This window comes from Mediterraneibacter sp. ICN-202921 (assembly GCF_037890075.1).
Lineage (GTDB): Bacteria > Bacillota > Clostridia > Lachnospirales > Lachnospiraceae > Mediterraneibacter > Mediterraneibacter massiliensis.
The window spans coordinates 37973-52069 of the sequence record NZ_JBBKBE010000002.1; the positions used below are offsets into that span (position 1 = coordinate 37973).

15 protein-coding genes are annotated in these 14097 nt (G+C 46.8%); 11 read left to right on the plus strand and 4 right to left on the minus strand.

From position 1 onward, the window contains the following. Position 1: 1 nt before the first annotated feature. The gene (locus WKT01_RS02205) at positions 2-1666 is read right to left on the minus strand and encodes a propanediol/glycerol family dehydratase large subunit (protein WP_059067586.1); all 1665 of its coding nucleotides are present in this window, start codon (positions 1664-1666) and stop codon (positions 2-4) included. A gap of 224 nt (positions 1667-1890) precedes the next feature. After that, positions 1891-2667: a peroxide stress protein YaaA gene (gene yaaA / locus WKT01_RS02210; RefSeq protein WP_340311381.1), complete on the minus strand. Its 777-nt coding sequence runs from the start codon at positions 2665-2667 to the stop codon at positions 1891-1893. Positions 2668-2925: 258 nt separating this feature from the next. Here yaaA and WKT01_RS02215 point away from each other — a divergent pair, with 258 nt between their 5' ends. Beyond that, positions 2926-3780: a CPBP family intramembrane glutamic endopeptidase gene (locus WKT01_RS02215; RefSeq protein WP_117973792.1), complete on the plus strand. Its 855-nt coding sequence runs from the start codon at positions 2926-2928 to the stop codon at positions 3778-3780. Then, on the plus strand, positions 3777-4367 hold the full coding sequence (locus WKT01_RS02220) for a Maf family protein (protein ID WP_340311382.1): 591 nt from the start codon (positions 3777-3779) through the stop codon (positions 4365-4367). Before WKT01_RS02215 ends, WKT01_RS02220 begins: the two co-directional genes overlap by 4 nt. Positions 4368-4408: 41 nt before the next feature. Here WKT01_RS02220 and WKT01_RS02225 read toward each other — a convergent pair whose 3' ends face one another. Then, positions 4409-4969 carry a M48 family metallopeptidase gene (locus tag WKT01_RS02225; RefSeq protein ID WP_340311383.1) on the minus strand — a complete coding sequence of 187 codons (561 nt, stop codon included), beginning with the start codon at positions 4967-4969 and terminating at the stop codon, positions 4409-4411. Between the two features lie 68 nt (positions 4970-5037). Between WKT01_RS02225 and WKT01_RS02230 the strand changes: the two genes are divergently transcribed. From WKT01_RS02230 to WKT01_RS02250, 5 genes are all read left to right on the plus strand, one after another. Beyond that, positions 5038-5730 (plus strand): response regulator transcription factor, encoded by a 693-nt coding sequence (locus tag WKT01_RS02230; RefSeq protein ID WP_340311384.1) that lies wholly within the window; start codon positions 5038-5040, stop codon positions 5728-5730. Next, positions 5727-6653 (plus strand): sensor histidine kinase, encoded by a 927-nt coding sequence (locus WKT01_RS02235; protein ID WP_117973798.1) that lies wholly within the window; start codon positions 5727-5729, stop codon positions 6651-6653. The genes WKT01_RS02230 and WKT01_RS02235 overlap by 4 nt, the downstream gene beginning before the upstream one ends. A gap of 93 nt (positions 6654-6746) precedes the next feature. Continuing rightward, positions 6747-7427: an ABC transporter ATP-binding protein gene (locus WKT01_RS02240; protein ID WP_059067600.1), complete on the plus strand. Its 681-nt coding sequence runs from the start codon at positions 6747-6749 to the stop codon at positions 7425-7427. Then, on the plus strand, positions 7424-9877 hold the full coding sequence (locus WKT01_RS02245; protein WP_117973799.1) for an ABC transporter permease: 2454 nt from the start codon (positions 7424-7426) through the stop codon (positions 9875-9877). The genes WKT01_RS02240 and WKT01_RS02245 overlap by 4 nt, the downstream gene beginning before the upstream one ends. Before the next feature lie 229 nt (positions 9878-10106). Next, the gene (locus WKT01_RS02250) at positions 10107-10937 is read left to right on the plus strand and encodes a hypothetical protein (protein WP_205408556.1); all 831 of its coding nucleotides are present in this window, start codon (positions 10107-10109) and stop codon (positions 10935-10937) included. A 9-nt stretch (positions 10938-10946) separates the two neighbouring features. On the opposite strand, the gene WKT01_RS02255 is transcribed toward WKT01_RS02250, so the two are convergent. After that, positions 10947-11591 carry a TMEM164 family acyltransferase gene (locus WKT01_RS02255; protein ID WP_117973802.1) on the minus strand — a complete coding sequence of 215 codons (645 nt, stop codon included), beginning with the start codon at positions 11589-11591 and terminating at the stop codon, positions 10947-10949. A gap of 162 nt (positions 11592-11753) precedes the next feature. On the opposite strand from WKT01_RS02255, the gene WKT01_RS02260 reads away from it, so the two are divergent. The 4 genes from WKT01_RS02260 (at position 11754) to WKT01_RS02275 (ending at position 13941) form a co-directional block, all read left to right on the plus strand. Continuing rightward, entirely contained in the window at positions 11754-12311 is a 558-nt protein-coding gene (locus WKT01_RS02260; RefSeq protein WP_059067608.1) for a TetR/AcrR family transcriptional regulator, read from the plus strand. Between the two features lie 68 nt (positions 12312-12379). After that, complete coding sequence (locus WKT01_RS02265) at positions 12380-12832, plus strand: hypothetical protein (RefSeq protein ID WP_059067609.1); 453 nt, start codon at positions 12380-12382, stop codon at positions 12830-12832. 3 nt (positions 12833-12835) lie between these two features. Further along, positions 12836-13501, plus strand: coding sequence for a hypothetical protein (locus WKT01_RS02270; RefSeq protein ID WP_059067611.1), 666 nt, complete (start codon positions 12836-12838; stop codon positions 13499-13501). 26 nt (positions 13502-13527) lie between these two features. After that, the gene (locus WKT01_RS02275; protein WP_117973804.1) at positions 13528-13941 is read left to right on the plus strand and encodes a DUF2871 domain-containing protein; all 414 of its coding nucleotides are present in this window, start codon (positions 13528-13530) and stop codon (positions 13939-13941) included. Positions 13942-14097 lie beyond the last annotated feature (156 nt).

A 14097-nucleotide genomic window follows, 5' to 3' on the forward strand; every position in this document is an offset into this window, starting at 1 on the left:
CCTATATATCTTTAGGATTGATGATGTGAGGGATCTTCTTGATCTCCTCCCAGCGTTTTCCTTCGACACGATATCCTGTGCCCGGTCCCATGTAGTCGTTCGGCGTATTGACGCCAGAGAGCACATGGAACTGCTCGTCCAGTATAGCGGCTGTCTGCATATAATCTCCTGCTACACGCTGTTTGAGCATGTTGAGTACGCTGGAGGCAATATCTTCAAATCCGGTTTCTGCCAGAGCACGTACCACATCGATACCGGTAAGTCCTCTTTTTAATACGTCTTCTGCCGCCATCAGATCAGCGGTGACATCTCGGGCAGGCGTATCCTTGCTTCCGTGGGCATAGGTGACGGCCTCGACCTGTTCGTTTGTGACAGGAGAGAGCCCCAGGTTCTGGAAAACTGCCTGTACTGCCTTGGCGGCTCGGTTCCTGACATGGATGACTTCTTTCTCCGTGACGGGACGGAGACCTCCGTCTACCTGCATATCTCTTTGCAGTACATTGTAATCATCAAAATCTTCCGCGTCAAAATTGGAACCGGCGAACATATTATCGTAATTGGGTTCTGCGGCATAACCGGAGAAGATAAAGTCTGTTCCCGGTAAAAACTGCAGCATGGTACGCGCGGTCCTGCGCATATCTGAATTAGAAAAGCTTTGGTCATTGGAAGAAGCACATTCCAGTCCGAGCAGCGCTGCCACAAGATTTTCCGCAAGTACCTCCCGGATACCGGAAGGAACAGAGCCTGTGACACCGATACAGCTTACGCTTCCGTTCTGGATCCCCTGGCTTCCGGCGCCTTTCGTAGCGTAAAGACACCGACATTCCAGATACAGCATGGATTTCTTCTCACTGCTTCCCATCAATACTTCAGAGCCGGAGCCGGAAGTAAAACGTACCTTCAATCCCCTGGAAGCGTAGGCAGAATTTAAAAATGCCTTGGAATACGGCGTGTCATCTCCGTCAATAAAGACTTTCTCCGTACCATATACAGAGAGTGTCTCTGCATAGGTTGTCAGTCCGCGGATCCCTAATTCCAGTTCCGTCGCTTCTTCTGCGGAACACTGCGTCAGCACGCCGGGACGTCCTGCCTGAGAGCCGATCAACAGAGCGATAGAACTCAGAGGCGCGTACCGTGCAACACCCATGGTCGTCTCTTCCTCGGCAAAGCCTCTAAGAGCGCCTTCTGCGGCGTCTGCGGCTATCTGTACCGGATCGTCCTTCAGATTGGTGATGTGCGCCTGGTTCCCCGGTGTTTTTCTTGCCCGTATTTTCTGCATTCCCATCATCAGTTCCACGACATTTAGATGGTTCATCACCTCTGCCATTTTCGCGGGCGTGATGCCGGAGATTAAATCCAAGATTTCTTTTCGTGAAACATGAATATCTACGATCATCCTGGCAATAGCAAGAGAAGAGACAGACATGGAAGTCTCGGCACGGTCTAGGTCGATCGCATAATCAGCGATAAACTGGTCAATAAAGTCAAAATCTGCCCGTTTCTTTCCATCCAGTTCGGTGATCTTTCCATTTTCTACCTTGACAGACGGCTTTGGATCATAGGGACTTTTCATAGCGACAAAGCCCATTTCCGGCCATTCGTTGATGTAGCCGTCCAGATTTACCGGACGTTTGTCCAATGCTTCGATTCGTTTCGAACGCTTCATTTGGCATGTTCTCCTTATAAACGATATTTATATTGGTATTATACAATAACCACAAGGGAATAGCAATATAAAGTTTGAAGAAACTGGTATAAAACCACATAATAAAGAAATAAAAACCACAAAAAACCACAGAGAAATGTAAAGCCGAAAAATGGACGGATTTTGCCGATTTTCGGAAAACAATGAAAATTAAAATTGATGCCGATAGGCTGCGTACCACTTTTTCATAGTGTGTCAGTCCCCTTATGTGCGCTTTCTTTTATAAATACCAATTCATTTGTATCGGATAGGTCAGGATGATAACGATAAGAAAGGGAGGAAAAAGCGGTAAGTTCTGCGGCTGTTTTTATCTGTTTTTCCGCCATCCAGCGCACCATTTCTCCGCGCGCCATTTTCGCCTGTGTGGCTTTAACTTTTACTTTGCCGTTCAGCAGTTCTCCGAAAATACAGGTCACGCAGCGGATATGCGCCGGCAGATAGGGAAGGACTGCCTTGCTGTATTCAGTGGAAGCTAGGTTGATAAGCTCGTCAGTGTCTTCCCCTGTCAGTTCCTCACAAAGCAGATCTCCCCAGAAATCATAGAGCCCCTGAAAGGTGTCTGTTTTTAGCTTTGCCTGCATTTCCAGACGATATGGAATGACGCCGTCTGTGGGGCGCAAGATCCCATAGAAGCCGGAGAGGATCCGCAGATGTTGGTTTACATATTCCCACTGCGTATCGGAAAAAATAGAAGGAGAAAGATACTGGTATTGAATGCCTTCGTAGGCGAGCAGAGCAGGCGTCGTCTGCTGAGATAAATGGTAGGTATGGAGGCGCTGGAAGTTTGCCTGGGCAAGCTTGTCGCTGCACTGCCAGAGCGCCTGCAGTTCCGTAATGGATTGCTTCTTTAAAAATTCCAGTAATTGCTTGGTCTTGCTGAGAAATACAGGTTCTGTCAATCCACAGGGATATTCCTCACAGATCCGCATTTTTTTTGCCGGGGATACAATGATTTTCAACATAAAAAATCCTTTCTTTTGTGGTAAGACTTAGAAGAAAATTTAGAAATATTTCCTCTCTTTTTTATCATAGAAGAAAAGAAAGAGAACGTAAAGACACAGATTGACAAAAGTAGGAAAGATACATAAGATAAACCTATACCTTGTCGGGCGAAGCCCGCCTGCCTGTAAGGCATGGATTACGGGATGCCCTAAAGGGTATACCTTGTCGGGCGAAGCCCGCCTGCCTGTAAGGCACGACCTGCAAAGGAGGACAAATATATGAAAAAAAAGAGGAACTATCTGTATGCGGCCTTGGTGTTTATCGCCTTGATGGGGCTGATGAACGGACTGGGGATTTTCTGGTCGGTGGCTGCGATGCTGGAAGGAGCGCTCATCGGGGGAGAGCAGGGAACAGAGGCGGTCTATCTGTTCCTTGAGGAGCATATGAATTTTTATTCTATTATGATATATCTGCCCGTTCTGCTTTTGTTTTCTATATGGTTTTATTTTGCCATTATATATAGAGAAGGGGTGGGTACGTATTGGAAGGAGAATACAAAGAGGCTGTCGGGAGCATGTTTTGGCTGGACGATTCTCTTAACCGTGGCGATGCAGCATGCGACCTCTCTGGTTTTTGTGTTTTTTCAGCTTGTCAGTCCGGAGACGCTGCAGGAATACAATTCCATGGTCGAAGGCGCAGGGATAACGCAATATTCGTTTTTGTGGGCAGTAAGTACGCTGCTCCTGCCGCCGTTGACAGAGGAGATCATATTCCGAGGTCTGATCATGCGGTATCTGCGGCGGGCGGGAGCATGTTTTGTGCTCGCGAATCTGCTGCAGGCTGTTTTGTTTGGTATTTTCCACCAGAATCTGATACAGGGCGTTTATGCGGCGCTGTTAGGGTTCCTGTTGGGATATCTTGCATGGCGATATGACAGTCTGCTTGTTCCGATTTTTATGCATTTTTTGTATAATCTGTTTGGAACCGTGGTGGTAGATCTAGAAAATGCCTTTTTGCCGGAGTGGACGACCGGGATCCTGATGATCTTAAGCGTGCCTTTATTGGCAGTAACTGTGATCATGATACATTTTGGGATCGGTGAGAGGAAGAAAAGAAGGGAGAAGAACAGATGAAACGAGTGATCCTTGCTTCTGCGTCGCCCAGGCGCAGAGAATTACTTACCCAGATAGGGATCGATTTTGACGTGATGGTCAGCGAGCAGGAAGAAGTCTGCCATGGTACAGAGCCGGAAGAAATCGTTCAGGAGCTGGCGCTTTTAAAGGCGGAGTATGTGGCGGAGAAACTGACCGAAGAAGAACGGGAGGGCAAAGTCATCCTCGGAGCGGATACGATCGTGGTACAGGATGGGAAGATCTTGGGGAAGCCGAGAGGAGAAGCGGAGGCTTTTTCTATGCTGCAGGGGCTCCAGGGAAGAGAACATGCGGTCTATACAGGTACAGCAGCTTTGTATTTTACAAGAGGAAAAAGAGAGTGTGTAAAGAAAGCGGTCAGGACAAAGGTGTATGTACATGCCATGACGGAAAAAGAGATACGGGCGTATATCGCGTCCGGAGAACCTATGGACAAGGCGGGCGCCTATGGGATCCAGGGCAGGTTTGCCGCCTTCATAGAACGGATCGAGGGGGACTACTATAATGTGGTCGGACTGCCGGTCTCTTCTGTATATCAGACTCTGAAGAAATGGCAGATAACCGAGTAGGGCGGCAGGACAGACAAAAGCAGTGGAAATGTGGAAGGAGATCAGACAGCGTCCCACAGAGAGGCTCCATTGTCACGCAGCCACTTGCGGCTTGCCTGATAGTTCGGGAGTACCTGGGCTACGATCTGATAGAATGCCTTGGAATGGTTCATCTCTATCCGATGGGCGAGTTCGTGCACGACCACATAATCCAGGACTTCTTCCGGGGCAAAGAGCAGGCGCCAGTTGAAATTCAGATTTCCGGCGCTGCTGCAGCTTCCCCAGCGGGTCTTTTGTTCCCGGACGGAGATCCGGTGATACGTAACCTGCATTAAGTTTGCGTAATAAGCAGTTTTTACAGTGAAAATATCGCGCGCTGTCTGGATATACCGTGCCCGTTCCTCCTGGGAAAGCGGAGGATGGGGGACTGTATCGGCGGCGTGTTTTTGTATCTGTGACAGATGCTTTAAGATCCAGCTTTCCTTTTCAGAAAGAAACGTATCGATCAGAGAGCGGGGACAGCGGCGGGGAGCCCGTACGCATACTTTTCCCATGGGAGTGATCTGGATCGCCGTGGTCTTTCTGTTACTGTATATGATCTCATAGTCAAATGGATGTTTCATACGCTCGCCTCCTACAGGAGTCAGTGTAGCAAGAACAGTAAAAAAGTGCAAGAATAAGGAGCAAAAATATGGAACCAGAAAGAATCTTACTGATCGAGGATGATGAAATACTGGCGCAGGGAGTCAGATTAAATCTTTCTCTCGCCGGTTTTGGCGCAGAGACGGCAAGTACTCTGAAAGAAGGAGAGAAACGGCTGCTGGAAGAAGAATGGGATCTGCTTCTTTTGGATGTCAATCTGCCGGATGGAGACGGTTTTTCTTTTGCGGGAAGGATCCGAAAGCAGCAGGACATACCGATCATCTTTCTGACGGCAAAGGATATGGATACGGACATGATGACGGGATTTGAAAACGGGGCGGACGATTATGTGACAAAACCATTCCATGTGCAGATCCTGATACAGCGGATACGCGCGGTCCTGAACCGATATACTGCCGGAAAAAGGCAGGAGAGCAGAAAGAAAGCGGGTAATTTGGAGGTGGATCTTAAGGCATATAAAGTATGGAAAAAGGGAGAAGAATTGATCCTGACGCCGACAGAATTCAAGCTCTTGAGAAAATTTCTGGAGAATCCGGACATCGTCCTTACCCGCGGCGTTCTGTTAGAAGAATTGTGGGACAAGGAAAGGGATTTTGTGGATGAACATACGCTGACGATTTTTGTCAGCAGGCTCCGGTCAAAGATCGCAGATGAAGAATACCAGTATATCCAGACGATCTATGGAACCGGATATCAGTGGTCAGAAAGGAGAAGAAGATGAGCTGTATTTGGATCACAGCAGGAAGCGCAGTCCTGCTGTTTTTGCTTGTGGGAGCAGTGTGGCTGCATATGCGGCGTAAGTATATCCGCTTTACGGAAGAAGTCTGCGAAAGCATAGAGCAGATACTGAAAGGGAGTGCGGGAGAAGCCTTTGATACGGAGTCGGATGAACTGCTGTCCAAGATACAGATGCAGCTGCTGCGCCTACAGGAGATCACGGAATTCCATGCAAGGGAGAGCGAGCGGCAGAAGCAGGAAGTGCAGGGGATTGTATCGGATATTTCTCATCAGCTCAAGACGCCGATCGCAAATATCGTGATGTACTGCGATACAGCGGTCAATCCAAAATTACCGCCGGAAGAACGGGACACCTGCCTGAAGGTTCTGAAACATCAAGTGGGAAAGCTGGAATTTCTTGTGCAGTCGCTGATACAGATGTCCAGGATGGAACAGAATATAATCTGTCTGCATACAGATACCGTATCGCTTACACAGCTTCTGGAAGACGCTAAGGAAAGCATTGCGGTGCGGGCAGAGAAAAAGCAGATAAAGGTAGAAATCAGCGGTACCGGGGAAAAGAGTCTGCGCTGTGATGAAAAATGGACGTTGGAAGCGCTCTTTAATGTGCTGGACAATGCGGTGAAATACTCGGCTCCGGGCAGTACGATCCGTATCCAGTCTGATCCTATGGAAATATATACGAGGATCCAAATACAAGATGAGGGTATGGGGATCGCACCGGAACATATAAACGACGTGTGCAAACGCTTCTACCGGGAAGAGCAGGCGGCACGCACAGAAGGGCTGGGGATCGGTCTGTATCTGACAAGAGAGATCGTAGAAAAAGAAAACGGCTATTTGAAAATACAGTCAAAAAGAGGCATTGGAACGAGTGTTTCTGTGTACCTTTTGAATGTTGACTGAGAATTTTTAGATGTATTTTTTCTTTTTGAGAGGTTTTTGAAACATTTGCCTGCTATCCTTTTATACAAGCAAAAGTAAAGGAGAGACGGGAAAATGTGTATACTTGTTACAGAAAATCTGAAAAAATATTACGGGACGTCGCCTAATGTCGTGCGGGCTCTGGACGGCGTATCACTGGAAGTAGAGGAAGGGGAATTTGTTGCCGTCGTCGGTACAAGCGGCAGCGGCAAGTCAACGCTGCTCAATATGATGGGAGGCTTAGACGTACCGACTGCCGGAGAAGTCATAATAGCGGGGAAGAAACTTTCCGGCATGGACGAGGAGAAGCTGACCATATTTAGAAGACGCCGTATCGGGTTTGTCTTCCAGAATTATAATCTGGTCCCGATCTTAAATGTGTATGAGAATATCATCCTTCCGGTATCCTTAGATGGAGGAAAGCCAGATGAACTGTATCTGAAGAAGATCATCAGTCTGTTAGGGCTGCAGGAGAAACTGACAGAGCTGCCGGGAAAACTCTCAGGGGGACAGCAGCAGAGAGTGGCGATTGCGCGAGCCCTGGCATCTAAACCGGCGATCGTGTTGGCAGATGAGCCTACTGGCAATCTGGATTCTAAGACCAGTCAGGATGTGATCGGGCTGATCAAAGCATCCAGCCGCCAGTTTCACCAGACAGTCGTGATGATCACGCACAATGAAGAGATCGCGCAGACGGCTGACCGGATCATCCGTATCGAGGATGGAAAAATCACGGAAAGCAGGTGGACACAATGAGACGAGATAAAGGCATATCCTCCAATAATAACCGGGGGACGGTGCGCTCTCTCGCCGTGCGCAGTGTAAAGAGCAGCAAGATGAAAGACGTTTTCGTCATTTTGACGATCGCGCTGTCGGTCAGTCTTTTGATGGTTATGGCACTGTTTTATGTAGGACTGAACACAGAGACGCAACGAATTGTTGCTAATATGCAGCATGCAGTGTATTATGAGCTGGACGAAGAACGGCTTATGCAGATGGCAGAAGACGATCGGAGCAGCTATGTGCTGGCAATGAAAGAAGGACAGTCGGTGGAGATCGGCGGGCATATGGTACGGCCGGCGGCATATGGGGCGGATCCTTTGAAAAGCGAAGGCGTAGAAATAGATACTGTGACACCGTCAGTGGGAAAAATACCAGAAAAAGCAGATGAAGTCATGCTTTCAGACGCCTACTGCAAGCTGGCAGATATCCAGGCAGAACCGGGGGAAACGGTCTCCTTTACATGGCTGGACGGCACAACAGAGACATATACGATCTCCGGTATTTATCATACAGCGGAACATCAGCCACTGTATACAGTGCTGTTTTCCGAACGGTATGCCAGAGAAGGCAGTCAGTTAAAGGACGTCCCCTGGGAAGGGATCGTCTGTTTTGCGAAAGCGGAGGAGATGACGCAGCCGGATTTTGAAGAACTGGTCTATAGTTTTGGGGATGATTGTGGTGTGGACAGGAAAGAGATGAACATCAACAACTATTTCCTAAATGCACTTCCGGGCGGAGACATGGCTTTCCAGGAGACGATGTTGGTGATCTGCGTCGGTATCGGCATACTTTTTGTGAGCGTACTTGTCATCTACAGTGTATTTTATCTTTCCGTCGTAGGGCGGATACGCCAGTTTGGACAGCTTCGGACGATCGGCATGACAAAGAAGCAGATACGCAGGATGGTACGTATTGAAGGGCTGCTTTTAAGCGCCGTTGGAATCCCGACAGGTCTGCTTGTCGGAGGCACGGTCAGTTATTTTATCCGTCCGGGCGGCTGGGATATGGTGCATACGTTGGTCGTTGCAGGGATCGTAACACTGGCGGATATCGCGGCCGTACTGGTTTCCGTGCAGAAACCTGCGAAAAAGGCGGCCTCTATTTCTCCGGTGGAAGCGGCAAAATATTCGGGATATGAAGAAGAACATAAAAAAGAGAAAAGGACACAGAGGCAGACAAAAAAACCAGTCAGAAAGATCACTCCGGAAAGTCTTGCTGTTATGAATAATGCCAGAAATAAGAAAAAGACAGTGCTTACCACACTTTCTCTGGGAATCGGCGGAGTATTGTATATGCTGGCGGCATTTTACGTAACGTCTACTAATTTGGAGGGATATGCCAGACAAGGAGAATATAAATATGGAGAATTCCTGATAGGGTATTCGTATAATGTGGCGGAAACCACAGAATATGGAGAGATGCAGCTGCAAAAGGAGCATCCTTTGGATGAAACGATCATGCAGAAAATAGAGGGAATAGACGGTGTGGAGAAAGTTCATACGGTACAGTCAATGGAAATATCCTGGGAAGCACACGGAGATGAGGAAAGCCGGGACGACACCGCAAGACCTCTGGATAAAGAACGGACAGAAAAATTAAAAGAGCAAAGACATACAGGGGAGTTCTCTTATGAAGAAATGGTTCAGGAGGATGGAGTTTTATTTACCCGGGGCGGCGCCTGGGAGGAGGCATACGGCTGGGAATTCCAGGTCGGGGATCCGGTGAAGCTGCGCTGGTATGATGGGGCGAAGGAACAGGAGAAGACATTTACCGTCATGGGGATCATAGACGCTAATGATTTTGATAAAGAACTGGGAGATACATTCACCACATTTCTGATCCCAGAACCGACATTGGCTGCTATGGCAAACGGAATCCATTTGACGGATAAGCTGGTAGTTCAGACCGATACAGAAAAAGAGGCGCAGGTCGGGAAGGAACTAAAAAGCCTGATCGGGCAATATCCTCATTTATCATTGGGAACGTTGGAAGAACAGCGGCAGATGGCAAAATCCCAGTTTACAATCCTATTCTCGGTGATGTTAGGACTAAGTATCTTTATCATCGGTTTTGCGCTGATCAATCTTTTGAATACACTGATCACGAATATACTGACGAGAAGCCATGAATTCGCAATGCTCCAGTCTGTTGGGATGACGAAAAGGCAGCTTTGCAAAATGCTGCGTATAGAAGGATTCATACTGGCGGCAGGCAACCTTGTCATATCTCTTATATTCGGTACTGCGGCAGGATATGCAATGATACAGATCCTTCGGTATTTTGGGGCGGATTATATGCATTTTGTCTTCCCTGTTTGGTATTTTCTGGGGTATGCGGCATTTATACTGCTGGTTCCGATCCTGGTGACAGAATACATGGTTAGAAAATTTCAAAAACAACCGTTGGTAGAGAGATTAAGATAACAAGGATATGGAGAGGGGCAGCAGATTTTACTGTCTGCCGGTAATGGAAAAGGATCGGTTTGTGTCTTTGTGTGACTTTTGAAAGGGAGTGTGATAGAATAAAAAGAAAAACGGAGAAGTATGTTGTCGGATGAAGAATAAAAAGGAAAAAAACATTAGAGGAGAAAAACAGAATAGAGAAGAAAGACAGGCAGGAGGACGTCTGAGAAACTTGCAGAAAGCCTTGGGTATGGAACTGAGGGAGCACAAAAGTTCTTTTATCGTCTACTTTGTGCTCCGGTTCCTTGTGATCGTCATGATGGTTTTACAGATTTTAAATCACAACTATGAAAATGTATTTCTGTGTGCTTTGACATTACTTTTGCTGGTCATACCGAGTTTTGTCCAAGTGACTTTTAAGATAGAGCTGCCTACGACTTTAGAGATCATTATCCTTATTTTTATATTTGCCGCGGAGATATTAGGGGAGATCAGCGAATTTTATCTGATGTTTCCGTTCTGGGATACGGTGCTGCATACGCTCAATGGCTTTCTTGCGGCAGCGATCGGATTTTCCCTGGTGGACTTGTTAAACCGCAATGAACGAACTTCTTTTACCTTATCTCCGGTCTTCATGGCGATTGTAGCTTTTTGTTTTTCTATGACGATTGGCGTGGTGTGGGAATTTTTTGAATTTGGCATGGATCAGATCATGGGATATGACATGCAGAAAGATACGGTGATCCATGTAATCCGTTCTGTAACGCTGGATCCGGCAGGACGGAACGTGCCCGCAGTGATCGATCATATTTCCAGTACAGCTGTAAATGGAACGGAACTGGGACTTGGCGGATATCTGGATATCGGACTGATCGATACGATGTATGATCTGATCGTCAATTTCATCGGAGCGGCTGTCTTCTCTGTGCTTGGATTTTTCTACGTAAAGAACAGGGGGAAGGGGAAAGTCGCACGTCGGTTTATACCTCGCAGAAAGAAAAGTGACCGAGATTTTTTAAAGATCGTATCGGAAAACGTAGGGCGGGAAGAGGAAGAACAGATAGAAGAGCAGAAGGAGTGATCGGATATCCTACTGCTTTTGGACGTACCTCCATAGAAGAAATAGAAGAGAAGCGCCACATATCGTTGCGAAAATATAAAGCAGGATAGCGATGGGATTAGAGATAGTATTTGCAATATCACGGAACACGATCTGCTGCATGGGATAATCCGGATTGATGTAGAACATATTGATAGTGCCTAAGGAATCAAAGGACAGATTGATACATTCTGCAAGAAAGCAGCAGGAAAGATATACAAGCACGTTCAGTCTGAAAGCGGAGAGAGAAAAGTGGAATCGTATGTGTTTCGATAGAGTACAGCCTGCATATATGCCGGACAAGATGAGGAGAAAATGCCAGATATACGAGTGGACAGTAAGCAGAGGCAGGGTATACTTCAGCCCGCTCGTATCGGCAAAGGCGGCTATTCCGCCCAATAGACCGAAGGTAGAGAGAAAAAGCAGAAATATTTCCTGCGTTTTTGGACCGACAAAGGGAAGCAGGAGCATAAGATACATAGGGATACTGCAAAGCTGGAAAGGAAAATACCACCAGTAATAATTTCCGCCGTTTACGGCGAAAGTAAGCAGCAGTTGTTTTAAGAATTCGCTTATGAATAGACAGACTCCGCAGAAAAAGAAATCGCGGAGTCTGTTTTTGTGTACAAGTGCCATGTAGAACCTCCTAGGAATATATATGCAGATGAGATGTCAGTTTTATTATAGAACAAAAAAGAAAAAAATACAGGGGGGAGAAAGTAGGAAGCAATTCGCCAACTACTTGACGAAAAGAAATGAAACTGCTATACTGAACGATGTTCATATTGAGGTGATAGAATGAATACAGTAGTGACATCAAAAGAGGAAATTTTGAAAACCAGCCGAGAGCTGATCCGACAGAAGGGGTGGTCTGCGGTCAATATTCGTTCCGTTGCGGCCGCTTGTGGTGTGTCTGTGGGATCTATCTATAATTATTTTGATTCCAAAGCGGCGCTGGTGGGAGCTGCGGTAGAAAGCATTTGGTGTGAGATTTTTCACCGCCCGGAGGAAGAAGTTGTGTTCCGAGATACACAGGCCTGTATTACTTGGATGTATGAGCGGATGGAATACGGTCACAAACAGTATCCGGGGTTCTTTACCCTTCATTCTCTGGGGTTCATGCAGGAGGATAAAGCAGATGGAAAACGCCGGATGCAGCAAACTTGGAAGCATATTTTAGAGGGCCTGTGCTTTGTCTTAAAAAGTGATGCCAAAGTCCGTTTAGATGCTTTTACGGATAGCTTTACAGCTGAGAAATTTTCGGATGTTCTCTTTTCTCTGATGTTATCCGCACTGCTGCGGCAGGATTACGATCCGGGCGCTGTGCTGGAGATCATCCGCAGAACGCTTTACTAAAATTTCCGCTGCGCCGCGGGGATTTTTTATCCCTTAAACTGAACGATGTTCAAAAAAGGAGGCGAACTATGAAAGTAAAACGTAATACGCTGCTGCTTCTCGCTTGTCTTGTGTGGAGCGCGGCGGGCTTCAATATACTCCGCATCGGATTGATCGCATATCCGCCGTATCTGTCTGTGCTGAATTTTTTATTGTCTATCTTAGTCTTCGGAGTGTTTCAGAAATATATTTTTGGGAAATTGGTAAAAAAGCATACTGCCAGAATCAATGCTTATTTGGAAGAACGACATTTTTTTCTCAAATTTTTTGATAAAAAAGCTTTTGCCATTATGGCTGTGATGATGACCGGCGGTATTGGGCTGCGTGTAAGTGGGATAGCGCCGGAGAGGTTTATCGCAGTGTTTTATACTGGCCTGGGCGCTTCGCTTCTGCTGGCAGGGGTATTGTTTGGCAGGAACTTCTGCAGAGCAGTATTTAATGTGGCTGCCATGCAAAATAAAAATGTATATAAAGGAGAATAAAGTATGCAGGCAATTGTAGAAACACTGTTCGATACAGTCTATCTGATCTCTGTGATCACGATCGGTATCCTGATGATTAAGGAAAGCAAAGGAGAACGTCAATTCCGTTTGTTTGGCTGGATGGCTGTGGTGCTGGGAGCGGGAGATTCCTTTCATTTGATTCCGCGGGCTGTCGCATTGTGTACTGCCGGGCTGGAGAATTACACGGTGCCTCTTGGCCTGGGCAAATGGATAACCTCGATCACTATGACCGTTTTTTATGTGCTGCTGTACTACGTCTGGCGGTATCGATACCAGGTCAAGGGAAAGAGAGGCTTGACTGTTGCTGTATATGTTTTGGCCGGTGTGAGGATCGCTTTATGCATGATGCCGCAGAACCAATGGCTCAATGCCGAAGCACCGCTTTCCTGGGGAATCTGCCGCAACATTCCTTTTGCGCTGCTGGGGCTTCTGGTAATCGTTCTGTTCTATCGCAGCGCAAAAGAGCGTGGAGACCAAGCATTTCGCTGGATGTGGCTGACGATCGTGCTGAGTTTTGGTTTTTATATCCCGGTGGTGTTGTGGGCGGATGCTATCCCCATGATCGGGATGTTGATGATTCCTAAGACCTGCGCCTATGTGTGGACGGTTCTTATCGGATACTTTGCTATGAAAAAGGAAGGTAGATAAAAAATATTACAGGAGGAGAAATCACTATGAAAAAATATATGAATACGGCTTTGTTGTATGCAATCTTCGCTATGGCAGGCGGTGTGTTTTATCGCGAGTTCACCAAATTTAATGGTTTTACAGGCAGAACTACACTGGGTGTGGTACATACGCATTATTTTCTGCTGGGGATGGTATTTTTCTTGCTGTTGCTTCTGTTGGAAAAGAATTTTTCCTTTACAGGGGCAAAGACAGGACGGATACTGGCGGTCTATCATATTGGTCTGAATCTGACTGCTGCGATGTTTGTGGTGCGAGGTGTGACACAGGTGCGAAAGCCTGCGCTGTCTTCCGGCATGGATGCGGCGATTTCCGGTACTGCCGGGATCGGGCATATCCTGTTGGGAGTTAGTTTAGTACTTCTTCTGCTGCAGATCAAGCGAGTCGTTTTAAAAGAATAAAATATACTTTCTGGATAAAGGGTGGGCAGAATACGGAAAAACCACTAGGAGAAGGGAATGTTCAATGCTGGGGCATGAGTATTCCCTTCTTTAAATATTCCAGGATATAGGTATGTATACTTGCATTTTGACAGGGATTATACTACAATAATTTTA

Coding starts and splice junctions, on each gene's coding strand:
- WKT01_RS02205 (WP_059067586.1), bottom strand. CDS start 1,666: ATGAAGCGTTCGAAACGAATCGAAGCATTGGACAAACGTCCGGTAAAT.
- yaaA (WP_340311381.1), bottom strand. CDS start 2,667: ATGTTGAAAATCATTGTATCCCCGGCAAAAAAAATGCGGATCTGTGAG.
- WKT01_RS02215 (WP_117973792.1), top strand. CDS start 2,926: ATGAAAAAAAAGAGGAACTATCTGTATGCGGCCTTGGTGTTTATCGCC.
- WKT01_RS02220 (WP_340311382.1), top strand. CDS start 3,777: ATGAAACGAGTGATCCTTGCTTCTGCGTCGCCCAGGCGCAGAGAATTA.
- WKT01_RS02225 (WP_340311383.1), bottom strand. CDS start 4,969: ATGAAACATCCATTTGACTATGAGATCATATACAGTAACAGAAAGACC.
- WKT01_RS02230 (WP_340311384.1), top strand. CDS start 5,038: ATGGAACCAGAAAGAATCTTACTGATCGAGGATGATGAAATACTGGCG.
- WKT01_RS02235 (WP_117973798.1), top strand. CDS start 5,727: ATGAGCTGTATTTGGATCACAGCAGGAAGCGCAGTCCTGCTGTTTTTG.
- WKT01_RS02240 (WP_059067600.1), top strand. CDS start 6,747: ATGTGTATACTTGTTACAGAAAATCTGAAAAAATATTACGGGACGTCG.
- WKT01_RS02245 (WP_117973799.1), top strand. CDS start 7,424: ATGAGACGAGATAAAGGCATATCCTCCAATAATAACCGGGGGACGGTG.
- WKT01_RS02250 (WP_205408556.1), top strand. CDS start 10,107: ATGGAACTGAGGGAGCACAAAAGTTCTTTTATCGTCTACTTTGTGCTC.
- WKT01_RS02255 (WP_117973802.1), bottom strand. CDS start 11,591: ATGGCACTTGTACACAAAAACAGACTCCGCGATTTCTTTTTCTGCGGA.
- WKT01_RS02260 (WP_059067608.1), top strand. CDS start 11,754: ATGAATACAGTAGTGACATCAAAAGAGGAAATTTTGAAAACCAGCCGA.
- WKT01_RS02265 (WP_059067609.1), top strand. CDS start 12,380: ATGAAAGTAAAACGTAATACGCTGCTGCTTCTCGCTTGTCTTGTGTGG.
- WKT01_RS02270 (WP_059067611.1), top strand. CDS start 12,836: ATGCAGGCAATTGTAGAAACACTGTTCGATACAGTCTATCTGATCTCT.
- WKT01_RS02275 (WP_117973804.1), top strand. CDS start 13,528: ATGAAAAAATATATGAATACGGCTTTGTTGTATGCAATCTTCGCTATG.